This is a genomic window from Micromonospora sp. B006 (genome assembly GCF_003408515.1).
Classification (GTDB): Bacteria; Actinomycetota; Actinomycetes; order Mycobacteriales; family Micromonosporaceae; genus Micromonospora; species Micromonospora echinospora_A.
The window spans coordinates 6449966-6462839 of record NZ_CP030865.1; the positions used below are offsets into that span (position 1 = coordinate 6449966).

Consider the following 12874-nt stretch of genomic DNA (forward strand, 5'->3'; position numbering starts at 1 on the left):
CGCGGTCGGTCCGGGCGCGCCCGGTGTCATGCCCGCGACGGCGGACCCGGGTCGACCACGAGCGCCGGACCGATCCGCCGCCCACCCCGGGGACCGCGGGTCAGCCGCCGCGCCGCCCCCGCCGGGTCGTCGTCGGCCGCCACCTGATCGAGTACGCGAACCCAGCGCTCGCCGTGCGCGTCGGCGAACGCGGCGCCGACCACGGCGACCCGCCGGCCGGTGACCGGCGACGGCGTCGCGTCCCCGCCCGGTGAAGTGGACCCGGCCCGGGCGGTGGACCCGGCCGGTCGAGTGGATCCGAGCGCCGGCCCGGCCGGCACCTCGGCGAGATCGCTGCGGTCTCCGCTGACGGTGATCAGGTCGGGCGAGCCGCAGCGCACCGCCTCCACCGCGCCGGACCGGTCCACCCGCACGATCGTGGCGCGCAGGTGACCCGCCGGCGCGAGGTCGCGTACCGCCTGGTCGAGCACGCCGGCGAGGCGCTGCGGCGACGCTGCCAGCCCTGCGTGCCGGCGGAACGTCTGCTCGACCGCCCGCCGTCCGGCGGGCGTGTCCAGCGCGGCGCCGGTGACCGTGCCGATCAGGGCGAGGAGCCCGCCGCCGCGCAGCGGAACGGCGGCGCCGATCTCACCGGGCGAGCCGCAGACCGCCAGCGCCGCGCTTCCCGGCCCGGCCGGCACGGTGAAGACCGCGACGTCCGGCGGCCCGGCGGCGCGCGTCACCGACGCGGTCCGCGTCCGTCGGCGGGCCCACGCCAGCAGGGGCACCGCGGACAGGCTGACCGCGGAGGCGAGCAGCGCCTGCGGGTCGGTGCGATGACCGGGGATCACCGGTAGGAGGACCGACGCCACCACCAGCACGCCCGCCCACGCCGACACCAGCGCCGCCGCCCGGGGCCGGGCCGAGACGCCGAGCAGGCCGGGCAGCAGCACCCAGCCGATCGGGGTGCCGACCTCGGCGACACCCATCAGCACCGCGTTCCCGGTGGTGCCCGCCAGGGCGGCTCGCATCGGCAGCACGCCCACCACCCTATCGGGGGTACCCGCCGGGCGGCGACGGCGTACCGGCCGAGACCCAACCTCACTCCTTACCCTGAGCCGGGCCCGGGTGACACGACACGAGCGCGTGATTCTCTCGACATTTTGTCTCGCCGAATCGCCAGTTAGGGTTGACGTACCGGGCGTCGATCTTGAGGAGTGTGTGTGCTGGTTCTGGTGGCGGTCCATGCGCTCGCAGCCGTGATCGCCCCCGTGCTGGTACGCCTACTCGGTCGACGCGCTCTCTACCTGCTGGCCGCCGTTCCCGCCGCGGCGCTGGTCTGGGCTCTGACCCGGACCGGGCAGGTGCGCTCGGGCCGGCCGGTCGTCGAGACGGTCACCTGGGTGCCGCAGCTCGGCCTCGACCTCGCGCTGCGGATGGGCACGCTGTCCTGGCTGCTGGTGCTGCTCGTCGGTGGCGTCGGCGCCCTCGTGCTGATCTACAGCGCGCGCTACTTCCACTCCGACGACCCGAGCCTCGGCCGGTTCGCCGCGGTGTTCGTCGCGTTCGCCGGCGCGATGCTCGGCCTGGTGGTCTCCGACGACCTGCTGCTGCTGTACGTGTTCTGGGAACTGACCACCGTCTTCTCGTACCTGCTGATCGGCAGCGACCCCACCAAGCGGGCCAGCCGGCGCGCCGCGATGCAGGCGCTGCTCGTGACCACGCTGGGCGGCCTGGCGATGCTCGCCGGGTTCGTGATGCTCGGTCAGCACGCCGGCTCGTACCGGTGGTCCGAGATCGCCGGGAACCTGCCGGAGGGCGGGTACCTCACCGCCGCGCTGGTGCTCGTCCTGCTCGGCGTGACGAGCAAGTCGGCGATCTTCCCGTTCAGCTTCTGGCTGCCGCGCGCGATGGCCGCGCCCACGCCGGTCAGCGCCTACCTGCACGCCGCCGCCATGGTCAAGGCGGGCGTGTTCCTGGCCGCGCTGATGGGCCCCGCGGTCGGCCAGGCCACCGTGTGGCGCGCCATCCTGCTCGGCGGCGGCCTGATCACGCTGTTCCTCGGCGGCTGGACGGCGCTGCGGCAGGTCGACCTCAAGCTGCTGCTGGCGTACGGCACGGTCAGCCAGCTCGGCCTGCTGATGGTGATCCTCGGCGCGGGCACCCGCGACACCGCGCTGGCCGGCGCCGCGATGCTGCTGGCGCACGCCCTGTTCAAAGCCACCCTCTTCCTCGTCGTCGGCGTCGTCGACCACGTCACCGGCACCCGCGACCTGCGCGAGCTCAGCGGGCTGGGCCGCCGCGCGCCGGTGCTGGCGGCCGTCGCCGGGCTCGCGGCCGCCTCCATGGCCGGCCTGCCGCCGCTGTTCGGCTTCGTGGCCAAAGAGGCGGCGCTGGAGGCGTTCCTGCACGGCGGGCCCGTCGAGTTGCTGGTGCTCGCCGGGGTGGTGGCCGGCTCGGCGCTCACCGTCGCGTACACGTTGCGTTTCCTCTGGGGCGCGTTCGCCGCCAAGCCCGACGTGCCCGAGACCCGGCCCGAGCGGATCGAGCCGGCCTTCCTCGGCCCGGCGGCGGTGCTCGCCCTCGCCGGCCTCGTGGTCGGGATCGCCGCCCCGGCGGTGGACCGGGTCCTCGCCCCGTACGCCGACCAGTTCCCGACCGCCGACCCCGGCTACCACCTCGCGCTCTGGCACGGCCTGACGCCGGCCCTCGGCCTGTCGGCGCTGGCCGTCACCGGCGGCGTCGCGCTGTTCCTGCTGCTGCAGCGCCGCCGCCCGTACCTCGCCCGGCTGCCGTTCGACGGCGCCACCGGCTACGACAAGCTGGCGAGCGCCGTCGACCGTGCGGCGGTGGAGCTCACCGGCGCCACCCAGCGCGGATCGCTGCCGTTCTACCTCGGCGTCATCCTGCTGGTGCTGGTGATCCTGCCGGGTGGGGCGGTGCTGGCCGGCATTCCCTGGGCGCAGCGGTTCCAGCTGTGGGACACGCCGTTGCAGGCGGTCGCGGGCGCTGTCGTCGTGGTCGCCGCGCTGGTGGCCGCGCGCGCCCGCCGCCGGCTGACCGCGATGATCCTGGTCGGGGTGACCGGCTACGGCACGGCGCTGCTGTTCATCCTGCACGGCGCGCCGGACCTGGCACTCACCCAGTTCCTGGTGGAGACCGTCACGATCGTGATGTTCGTGCTGGTGCTGCGCCGCCTTCCGCGCCGGTTCTCGGCCCGCCCGATCCGCGCCACCCGGCAGTTCCGCGTCGCGCTCGGCGTGGCCGTCGGCGTGGTCACCGCCGGCATGGCGTACGTCGCGGCGGGCAGCCGCGTGGCCACGCCGATCTCGGTCGACTTCCCGGACGAGGCCGTGTCCTACGGCGGCGGCAAGAACGTGGTCAACGTGACGCTCGTCGACATCCGGGCCTGGGACACGATGGGCGAGATCGCGGTGCTGGTGGTGGCCGCCACCGGTGTGGCCAGCCTGATCTTCCGCGGCACCCGCGCCCTGGACCTGCGCAGCGGCATCCCCGGCGCCGGCCGGCAGCAGTCGTCGCGCCCGCGCTGGCTCACCGGCGGCGCGACCTCCCGGCAGCAGTCGGTGATCCTCCAGGTCGTCACCCGGCTGCTCTTCCACGCCATCCTGCTGTTCTCCATCTACCTGCTCTTCTCCGGCCACAACGCGCCGGGTGGCGGGTTCGCCGCCGGGCTGGTCGCCGGCCTCGGGCTGGCGGTGCGGTACCTGGCGGGCGGGCGTACCGAACTCAACGGCGCCGCGCCGGTGGACGCCGGTTTCGTGCTCGGCGCGGGACTGTTCGTGGCGGTCGGCACCGGCGTCGCCGCGATGCTGCTGGGCGGCGAGTTCCTGCAGAGCGCGACGCTCGACTTCCACCTGCCGCTGCTGGGCCATGTCCACTTCGTCACGTCCGTCTTCTTCGACGTGGGCGTCTACCTCATCGTGGTCGGCCTGGTGCTGGACATCCTGCGCAGCCTGGGCGCGGAGATGGACCGCCAGGAGGAGGACGACGAGCAGGAGACCGCGCCGGCCGGCGTACGGGAAGAGGAGCTGGTATGAGCCCGAACATTCCCAACCTGGTCTACATCCTGGTGATCGGCGTCCTGTTCGCCACCGGGGTCACGCTGCTGCTGGAACGCAGCCTCACCCGCGTCCTGATGGGGGTCATCCTGCTCGGCAACGGCGCCAATCTGCTGCTGCTCACCGGCGGCCGGGCCGGCGGCCCGCCGATCGTCGGCACCACCGACCAGGAGGACATGGCCGACCCGCTGCCGCAGGCGATGGTGCTGACCGCGATCGTCATCACCCTCGGCATGACCGCGTTCCTGCTCGCCCTGGCCTACCGCAGCTGGCACCTCAACGGCCACGACGAGGTGCAGGACGACGTCGAGGACCGCCGGATCATGGAACTCGCCGACCGGGACGAGGGCCCCGGCACCTCCGACGCCGACACCGCGGACGGCGGCCCCGCCGACGGCAGCCCCGAGGCGCGGGTCCTGGCTGAGGCGGAGGGCGGCCGATGACCTGGCTCGTTCCGCTGCCGGTGGTGATGCCGCTGCTCGGCGCGGCCCTCACGCTGCTGCTCGCCCGGCGGGCCCGCGCCCAGCGCTGGGTCAGCATCATCGTGCTCGCCGCCACCGTCGCCGTGGCGGCACTGCTCCTGGTCCAGTCGTCGCTGGACGGCCCGCTCGTGGTGGAGGTGGGCGGCTGGGCCGCGCCGATGGGCATCGTGCTCGTCGCCGACCAGCTCGCCGCGTTGATGCTCGTGGTCTCCGCCTCGGTGACCCTGTGCGTGCTCGTCTACTCCATCGGGCAGGGCATGGCCGACGGCAACGAGGAGACGCCGCTGTCGGTCTACCACCCGACCTATCTCGTGCTGACCGCCGGCGTGTGCAACGCCTTCCTCTCCGGCGACCTGTTCAACCTCTACGTCGGCTTCGAGATCCTGCTGGTGGCCAGCTACGTGCTGTTGACGCTCGGCAGCACCGAGACGCGGATCCGGGCCGGCACCACGTACGTCGTGGTCAGCCTGCTCTCGTCGTTGATCTTCCTGGTGGCGATCGGCCTGGTCTACTCGGCCACCGGCACGCTGAACCTGGCCCAGCTCGCCGACCGCCTGGACGCGCTGCCCGACGACATGCGCCTGGTGCTGCAGGGCATGCTGCTGCTCGCGTTCGGGATCAAGGCGGCGGTGTTCCCGCTGTCGGCGTGGCTGCCGGACAGCTACCCGACCGCGCCCGCGCCGGTGACAGCGGTCTTCGCGGGCCTGCTCACCAAGGTCGGCGTGTACGCGATCATCCGCACCGAGACGCTGCTGTTCCCCGGCGGTCGCACCGCCGACCTGCTCATGGTGATAGCGGCGCTGACCATGGTGGTCGGCATCCTGGGCGCGGTGGCCCAGTCGGACATCAAACGACTGCTGTCGTTCACGCTCGTCAGCCACATCGGCTACATGCTGTTCGGGGTCGGCCTGACGACCCCGCTCGGCCTGTCCGCGGCGATCTTCTACGTGGTGCACCACATCACCATCCAGACCACGCTGTTCCTCGCCGCCGGCCTGGTCGAACGACGCGGCGGCAGCACCGCGCTGGATCGTCTCGGCGGGCTGGCCCGGCTGTCGCCACTGCTGGCGCTGCTGTTCTTCGTACCGGCGCTCAACCTGGCCGGCATCCCACCGTTCTCCGGGTTCCTCGGCAAGCTCGGGCTCGTGCAGGCCGGGGTGGACGACGGCGGGTTCCTGGCCTGGGTGCTCGTCGGCGGTGGGCTGCTGACCAGCCTGCTCACCCTCTACGCCATCGCCCGGGTGTGGAACCTGGCGTTCTGGCGGGCGCCGCACCCGGACATGCCGGAGCCCGGTGACGCCGACCGGGCGGCCCGGACCGACGGCGCCGAGCAGCCGCACGAGGGCGCGTCGCCGGCCGGGGCCGTGCTGCCCCGGCTGATGACGGTGCCGACCGCCGCCCTGGTGGTGCTCGGTCTGGCGCTGACCGTGGTGGCCGGTCCGCTGTTCGAGATCAGCACCGATGCCGCCGACGACCTGCTGCGCCGTGCCCCGTACGTGGAGGCCGTGTTCCCGGAGGGACCGCCGTGACAAGTCAGCCGAAGGCGCCGCTGACCCCCCGCGACCGCTGGCGCAACCGCGCGATCGCCGTGACCGGCCTGGTCACCGTCTGGGTGCTGCTGTGGGGCACCTTCAGCTGGGCGAACGTGATCAGCGGACTGGTGGTCGCCGCCGTGTTGCTCGTGGTCTTCCCGCTGCCCCCGGTGACGTTCGCCGGCCGGATCCGGCCGGTGCCGCTGCTGAGATTCCTGGCCCGCTTCCTGCGCGACCTGGTGGTGGCGTCCGTCCAGATCGCCTGGCTGGCCGTCCGGTCCAAACACCCGCACTCGGCCATCATCGCGGTGCCGCTGCGGGTGAACACCGACCTCAACCTCACCCTCAACGCCGAGGCCCTGTCGCTGGTGCCGGGCAGCCTGATCCTGGAGGCCGACCGGAACACCGGCACGCTCTACGTGCACGTCATCGGCATCCGCAGCCTCGACGAGGTGGAGCGCTTCCGGCGCGACGTGCTGGAACTGGAGGGGCGCATCGTCGCCGCCGTCGGCTCGGCCGAGGAACTGGACCTGATCCGTCGATCCGCACCCACCGGCCCGTCCGGGTCGGTCGAGCTGGAAGGAGCACCGACGTGACCGTCGTCGCCGTGATCGTCACCGCGCTGCTCGTCGCGGCCGGTGGGCTCACCCTCGTCCGCATCATCCGTGGGCCGTCGATCCTCGACCGGGCCGTGGCCACCGACGTGCTGCTCGCCGTCGCGGTCGCGGCCATCGCCACCGAGGCCGCCTACAGCCGGGACGCCACCGCGCTGCCGGTGCTCGTGGTCCTCGCCCTCGTCGGGTTCGTCGGCTCGGTGAGCGTCGCCCGCTTCGCGTCCCGGAGAAACCCGAAATGACGCTCGACACGATCCTGGACACCGTCGCCGGCGTCTGCCTGATCGCGGGTGCCCTGCTCTCCCTGGCCGCCGGCATCGCGCTGATCCGTTTCCCGGACGTGCTGTCGCGGATGCACGCGGCGGCCAAGCCGCAGGTGCTCGGGCTGCTGCTGGTGCTGCTCGGCTGCGCGTTGCGGCTGCGTACCGGGGTGGACATCACCACGCTGGTCCTGGTGGGCCTGTTCCAGCTCGCCACCGCCCCGGTCGCCGCGCACATGGTCGGGCGGACCGCGTACCCGCACGACGACATCCGGCGGGACCTGCTGATCACCGACGAGCTGTCCGGTGACATCGACCGGATCCGGGCGGACCGGGCCGGTGAGCCGCAGGAGACGTCGCCGGCCCGCACGTCCTGAGACCACGCGCGAGCGCCGAGGCAGGGAGCCCCATGAGCGGCACGGTCTACGAGAACGCCCGCATCCACACGCTCGACCCGGCCCGCCCGTACGCCGAGGCGATGCTGGTCCGCGGCGAGCGGATCGTCGCCGTCGGTGACCTCGCCGAGTGCCGGGACCGGGCCGGCGGCGGCGCGCGCCGGGTCGACCTCGACGGGATGGCGGTGCTGCCCGGGCTGATCGACAGTCACATCCACGCCGCGTCCTACGTGCGCGGGCTGGACCAGGTGGACCTGCGCGGCACGGCGAGCCTCGACGAGGCGCTGGCCCGGATCGCGCGGCACGCCGCCACGCTGCCGCCGGACGCCTGGCTGCTCGGCGGCGGGGGGGACAGCAACAGGTGGACCCGGCCGGTGCAGCCGAGCCGTACCGACCTGGACCGGGTCTGCCCGGACCGCCCGGCCGCGCTGCCCAGCATCGACGGTCACACCATCTGGGTGAACAGCGCGGCGCTGGCCCGGCTCGGCATCGACGCCGCCACCCCCGACCCGCCCGGCGGGCAGATCGCGCGCGACGAGCACGGCGAGCCGACCGGCATCCTGCGCGAGGCGGCGGCCGACGCGGCGTACGCGGTGGTGCGTTCCCCGCACGCCGGTGACCTGGTCGCCCAGTTGCGCGCCCACCTGCCCCGGCTGCTCGCCGCCGGGCTGACCGGCATCCACGACCTGGACGGGCAGGACGCCCGCGCCGCCTACGAGACGCTGTACGCCCGGGGCGAGCTGCCGCTGCGGGTGCACAAGACGATCCCCGCCACGGCGCTGGACGAGGCGATCGACAGCGGCTGGGCCACCGGCGACGGGGACCGGTGGCTGAGCACCGGACCGGTGAAGATCTTCACCGACGGCGCGCTCGGCTCGCACACCTGCCTGATGACCGAGCCCTACGACGGCGAGCCCGGCTACCACGGCATCGCCGTCACCCCGGCCGAGGAATTCGAGCGGCTGGTGGCCACTGCCGCCGGGGCCGGCATCGCGGTGGCGGCGCACGCCATCGGCGACGCGGCGAACCGGATGGTGCTGCGGGCGTACGCGCGCTGGCGCGACTCGGCGGGGCCCGGCCCGGCGGCGCGGCTGCGGCACCGGATCGAGCACACCCAGCACCTGCTGCCGGACGACGTGCCGCTGCTCGCCCGCTGCGGCGTGATCGCCTCGATGCAGCCCACCCACTGCACCAGCGACATCCCGCTGACCAGCCGGATGCTCGCCGGCCGGGGCCTCGCCTCGTACGCCTGGCGCAGCCTGCTCGACGCCGGGGCCGTCGTGGCGTTCGGGTCGGACGCCCCGGTGGAGGACCCCGACCCGTTCTTCGGCATCCACGCCGCGGTGACCCGCCAGCAGCCCGACGGGACCCCGCCCGGGGGTGTCGACCCGCACGAGCGGCTCGACCTGGACGCGGCGCTGCGCTGCTTCACCGAGGCCGGCGCGTACGCCTCCTACGAGGAGCACCTGAAGGGCCGGCTGCGCCCCGGCATGCTCGCCGACTTCATCGCGCTGCCCACCGACCCGTACCGGGTGGAACCGGCGGAGCTGCGCGACCTGACGGTGGCGCTGACTGTGGTCGGCGGCGTGGTGCGCTGGCAGCGCTGACCGTGCCCCGCCCGGACGCCGCTGTCCGGGCGGGACACGGCGGTCAGGCGCCCTTCACCCAGCCGAGGCTGAACCGGGCGAAGTAGATGCCGCCGGTGTCGCCGACCTCGTACAGGTTGCCGACAGTGCCGTCGGCCAGCACCGCCATCGTCGAGTAGCCGGCGCCGCCGGGCTTGACCAGCGCCCGCGCCGGCCAGCTCGCGCCGTCGTCGGTGGACAGCCGTACGGTGAGGTCGTTGCGCGCGCTCGGGTGCGCGTTGTTGCTGAACAGCGCCGTGCGGGTCCGCACCGGCGCCCCGTTCGCGCCGACCTCGGCGGGCCGCAGGTAGGACATCTCGTCGGCGTTGCAGAGCGGGTCGGTCAGCAGCGGGCTGGCCGTCGCCGCGCCGAACGTCGCGCCCCCGTCGGTGGACGTGGCGTAGAAGCGGCTGCGGGTCGAGTTGTGCCGCATGTTCTGCACGACCGCGCCGGTGCCGCGCTCGATGGCCTTGCTCTCGTTGATGGTCCCGCCGGCGGATCCGCCGCGCCGCCACGTCGCGCCGTGGTCGTCGCTGTAGATGTTCGCGGCGTGGCTGGTGCCCGCCGAGTCCCGGTAGGCGATCGGCTGGATCAGGCGGCCGGTGCTGGTCTGGATGCCGTGGCCGGAGGAGAAGAACACCTGCCGCCAGGTCGGGTCCTTGACCGCGGGGTTCAGTTCCACCGGCGCGCTCCAGGTGGCGCCGTTGTCCCGGCTGGTGATGTAGCGCAGGTGCATGCTGTTCGGGTCGTCGGCGGTGTTCAGGCCGGAGCCGCCGGACCAGAAGCTGATGCCGGGCCGGGGGGAGTAGGTGAAGAAGCAGTAGACGACGCCGGTGGCGCGGTCCACGAGCAGGCTGGGGTCGCCGACGCCCTCGCTGGTGGTGGGCGGGGCGTGGATGACCCGCGGCTGCTCGAAGGTACGGCCGCCGTCGGTGCTGCGGATCATCACGATCTGGATGTTGTTGGTGCCGCCGCCGAGGTCGTACGAGCCGTTCACCCGGGCGTCGGCCACGGCGATGACGGTGCCGTTGTTGGTGACCGCCAGGCCGGGGATGCGGACCGAGGCGACGGTGCCGTTGTACCGGCCGCCCGTTCCGTTGAGGTCGCGGATGACTGTCTGCGTGGTCAGCAGCGTCGTGCTCGTCATCTGCGGGGCGCCGGGGGCCAGGTCGCAGGAGGTGGTGCCGCGCAGCGTGGTGTCGAAGCCGGGAGCGGTGACCCGCAGCGTGTACGGGGCGCCGGCGCCGACGGTCCAGTAGTGCAGGTAGTTGCCGCCGGCGGCGACCGTCCGGGTCCACGGCGAGCCGGTGCGTCCGGGCCACGTGACGGTGAAGTCCCGCGCGGTGGTGGTGCGGTTCTCCAGCGCGAGCTGGAGGCGACCGGTGGTGCAGTCGAAGCTGGTGAGCGCGGACATGCCGGTGCCGCAGTGGAAGAGGCCGGAGGTGGTCTCGTCCAGGCCCGTCGGGGTCGTCGTCCGCAGCGTGTACGCGGTGCCGGGCGCGAGCGTCCAGTACAGCTCGGCGCTGCTGCCGGCGCCGACCGTGCGGGTCCACGGCGAGCCGGACCGTCCGGGCCAGGTGACGGTGTAGGTCTGGGCCGCGGTGCTGCGGTTGTCCAGGAGCAGGAGCAGCCGGCTGGTGGTGCAGTCGGCGCCGACGGTGGCGCTCACGCCGGCGGGCGCGGCGTGGGCCGGGGTGGCGGGGAGCACCGTGAGCAGGCCGAGGAGGGCGGCCGCGAGGACTGTTGCTCGGCGCGATATGGCGCGGAGAGGGGACACGGGGTTCCTTCCAGGACGGGGGAGGGGGAAGACGGACAGCGATACGACGTCAGATGTCCGATGTCTGCACGCTAGGCGGATTCACCCCGGGCCGTCAAGGATCGGTTCCGGTCGACGCCTCGGGCCGTCAGCGGTCGTGCCCGGGCGTCTCGCCGAGCAGTGCCTCGCCCATCGCGGTGAGCCGGTGCAGCACGAGGTTGCCGTGCCGCTGGCTGGTGATCAGCCCGGCCTCGCGCAGGATCGTGGTGTGATGGCTGGTGGTGGCCGGCGAGATGCTGGCCCGCCGGGCCAGTTCGCCGGTGGTCGCGCCGCCCACGGCGGCGCGCAGGACGGCCACGCGGGTGTGGCCGAGCAGCGGGCCGAGCCGGCGTTGCGGGCTCCCGGTCGCCGGGTCCGGTCGCTGCCGCCGGGCCGGGTAGACGAGCGTCGGGGGCAGGTCGGGATCGGCCAGTGTGATCGGCGTGTGCCAGCAGAAGTACGAGGGGACCAACGTGATCCCGCGACCGTCGAGGTGCATGTCCCGGTCCTCCGGGTAGCCGCTCACGGACAGCACCGGCGGATCCCAGCGCGCCTCAGAGAGTGTTGGGTAACCCGGTGACTACTTCTGGTTGAGTTCGTCATCGAGACGTCGGGCTGCCTCGGTCTCGATCGGACCCTGCGGTTCGATGTCCTCGCCGGCGAGGCGGGCGGCCATCAGCCGGATCATGGCGACTTTGATCATCGCTTCGGCGTGCGCGGGCTTGCGTTCGTAGTCGCGGGCCAACCGTCTGCACCGTCCCAACCAGGCAAAGGTTCGTTCCACCACCCACCTGCGGGGTAGCACCTGGAAGCCTTTCACGTCGGCGTTGCGGGCCACGATCTGCAGGTCGACACCGGCGTGCGTGCGCGCCCAGGCCAGCAGCCCCGCATCGACACGGTTGACGTAACCGGCGTCGGCCCAGACCAGACCCAGTAGCGGGAACGTCTCGGTGATCCCCGCCAGGACCAGCTTGGCTCCGGCACGCTCCTGGATCGACGCGGAATGCACGACCGCCCGCAGGAGCAGCCCGCAGGTGTCGACCAGGACATGCCGCTTACGACCCCGCGTGCGTTTACCGGCGTCGTAGCCGATCGCCTCACCACCCTGATGGCTGTGCGCGGTCTGCGAGTCCAACACCGCCGCCGACGGCTGCGGATCACGCCCCTCAGCCACCCGCACCGCGTCTCGCAGCCGGTCATGCACCCGGTCCCAGGTTCCGTCGGCACTCCAGCACCGGAACCACCGGTAGGCCACGTCCCACGGCGCCAGATCGTGCGGCACGTGTCGCCACGCAGTACCGGTACGCAGCACGTACAGAATCGTGTCGATGACCAACCGGCGCGGATACCGCAACGGCCGACCACCCCGACGCGGATCCCGCACCGGCAACAACGGCTCGATCACCGCCCACTGCCCATCCGTCAGCGACGAGTCGTAGGCCGGTTTACAGACACAGCGACACAGACGTGATCTTCGCCGACACCGTCAGCAAAGATCACGTCCAGGTATCACAACACTCTCTCAGGGCTCAGGTCGGCGAGGATCTGCCCGGCGCCGGTGTCGAGGACCCGGGCCCCGCGCAGGGCCCGGTCGCCGGAGACGGCGGAGACGATGTCCGTCCAGTGCGGAGCGACGGCGACCCGGAAGTAGGCGCGCAGCGCGTCGCCGAGGCCGTGCAGGGCGGCGAGCCGGCCGGCAGCCAGGTCGCCCAGCCAGGCGCCGCCGAGCGGGGTCACCATCCGGCCCATCTCGGCGCGGATCCGCCAGGTCGGGGTGCCGAGCATCCGGTCGATCCCGTCGTCGAGGTCGCTGACCAGGCTGGGTGTCAGGAAGTCCGGGAAGTACCGATTGCGGGGCGCGACGGGCAGCAGTCGCTCACGTACCGCCGGGACCAGGCCGGCTCGTTGCAGATCCGCGCGCACCTGCCGGTGCCAGCGGTCGTAACCCGCGTACCCGGCGCGGGTCTGCAGGCGGTGCAGGCTACAGACGATCTCCCACAGTGGATCGGGCCGGGTCGCCAGCCGCGTGCGGCTGAGGTCCCCGGCCGTGAAGTGGATGCGTAGCGTCCCCATGACGCTCAGTGTTCCGAGGTGGCCCGCCGCGCTCAGTCTC

The 12874-nt window shown here is 73.1% G+C and carries 12 protein-coding genes; 7 read left to right on the forward strand and 5 right to left on the reverse strand.

Features of this window, described 5'->3' with window-relative positions; translation table 11 throughout:
• Nucleotides 1–26: 26 nt before the first annotated feature.
• The gene (locus MicB006_RS28825) at nucleotides 27–1010 is read right to left on the reverse strand and encodes a SpoIIE family protein phosphatase (protein ID WP_116511935.1); all 984 of its coding nucleotides are present in this window, start codon (nucleotides 1008–1010) and stop codon (nucleotides 27–29) included.
• Between the two features lie 192 nt (nucleotides 1011–1202).
• On the opposite strand from MicB006_RS28825, the gene MicB006_RS28830 reads away from it, so the two are divergent.
• The 7 genes from MicB006_RS28830 to MicB006_RS28860 are packed head-to-tail and all read left to right on the forward strand — an operon-like array spanning nucleotide 1203 to nucleotide 8948.
• The gene (locus MicB006_RS28830) at nucleotides 1203–4037 is read left to right on the forward strand and encodes a Na+/H+ antiporter subunit A (protein WP_116510337.1); all 2835 of its coding nucleotides are present in this window, start codon (nucleotides 1203–1205) and stop codon (nucleotides 4035–4037) included.
• Nucleotides 4034–4501, forward strand: a complete 468-nt coding sequence (locus tag MicB006_RS28835; RefSeq protein WP_073829892.1) for a Na(+)/H(+) antiporter subunit C — start codon at nucleotides 4034–4036, stop codon at nucleotides 4499–4501. The genes MicB006_RS28830 and MicB006_RS28835 overlap by 4 nt, the downstream gene beginning before the upstream one ends.
• Complete coding sequence (locus tag MicB006_RS28840) at nucleotides 4498–6069, forward strand: Na+/H+ antiporter subunit D (RefSeq protein WP_116510338.1); 1572 nt, start codon at nucleotides 4498–4500, stop codon at nucleotides 6067–6069. The genes MicB006_RS28835 and MicB006_RS28840 overlap by 4 nt, the downstream gene beginning before the upstream one ends.
• A complete protein-coding gene (locus MicB006_RS28845) occupies nucleotides 6066–6668 on the forward strand; it encodes a Na+/H+ antiporter subunit E (protein WP_073829890.1) in 603 nt (200 codons plus the stop codon). The genes MicB006_RS28840 and MicB006_RS28845 overlap by 4 nt, the downstream gene beginning before the upstream one ends.
• Nucleotides 6665–6928 carry a monovalent cation/H+ antiporter complex subunit F gene (locus MicB006_RS28850; protein ID WP_073829889.1) on the forward strand — a complete coding sequence of 88 codons (264 nt, stop codon included), beginning with the start codon at nucleotides 6665–6667 and terminating at the stop codon, nucleotides 6926–6928. The genes MicB006_RS28845 and MicB006_RS28850 overlap by 4 nt, the downstream gene beginning before the upstream one ends.
• Nucleotides 6925–7323, forward strand: coding sequence for a monovalent cation/H(+) antiporter subunit G (gene mnhG / locus MicB006_RS28855; protein WP_116510340.1), 399 nt, complete (start codon nucleotides 6925–6927; stop codon nucleotides 7321–7323). The genes MicB006_RS28850 and mnhG overlap by 4 nt, the downstream gene beginning before the upstream one ends.
• A 32-nt stretch (nucleotides 7324–7355) precedes the next feature.
• Nucleotides 7356–8948: an amidohydrolase gene (locus MicB006_RS28860; RefSeq protein WP_116510341.1), complete on the forward strand. Its 1593-nt coding sequence runs from the start codon at nucleotides 7356–7358 to the stop codon at nucleotides 8946–8948.
• 43 nt (nucleotides 8949–8991) lie between these two features.
• Here the strand turns inward: MicB006_RS28860 and MicB006_RS28865 are convergent, their stop codons facing one another.
• The 4 genes from MicB006_RS28865 to MicB006_RS28880 all read right to left on the reverse strand — a co-directional run bounded on the left by MicB006_RS28865 (nucleotide 8992) and on the right by MicB006_RS28880 (nucleotide 12834).
• Nucleotides 8992–10743, reverse strand: coding sequence for an exo-alpha-sialidase (locus tag MicB006_RS28865; RefSeq protein WP_152037913.1), 1752 nt, complete (start codon nucleotides 10741–10743; stop codon nucleotides 8992–8994).
• A gap of 127 nt (nucleotides 10744–10870) precedes the next feature.
• The gene (locus tag MicB006_RS28870) at nucleotides 10871–11296 is read right to left on the reverse strand and encodes a helix-turn-helix transcriptional regulator (protein ID WP_225980555.1); all 426 of its coding nucleotides are present in this window, start codon (nucleotides 11294–11296) and stop codon (nucleotides 10871–10873) included.
• A 45-nt stretch (nucleotides 11297–11341) separates the two neighbouring features.
• Complete coding sequence (locus MicB006_RS28875; protein ID WP_116507727.1) at nucleotides 11342–12226, reverse strand: IS5 family transposase; 885 nt, start codon at nucleotides 12224–12226, stop codon at nucleotides 11342–11344.
• A gap of 44 nt (nucleotides 12227–12270) precedes the next feature.
• Nucleotides 12271–12834, reverse strand: a complete 564-nt coding sequence (locus MicB006_RS28880; protein ID WP_225980556.1) for a hypothetical protein — start codon at nucleotides 12832–12834, stop codon at nucleotides 12271–12273.
• Between the last annotated feature and the right edge of the window lie 40 nt (nucleotides 12835–12874).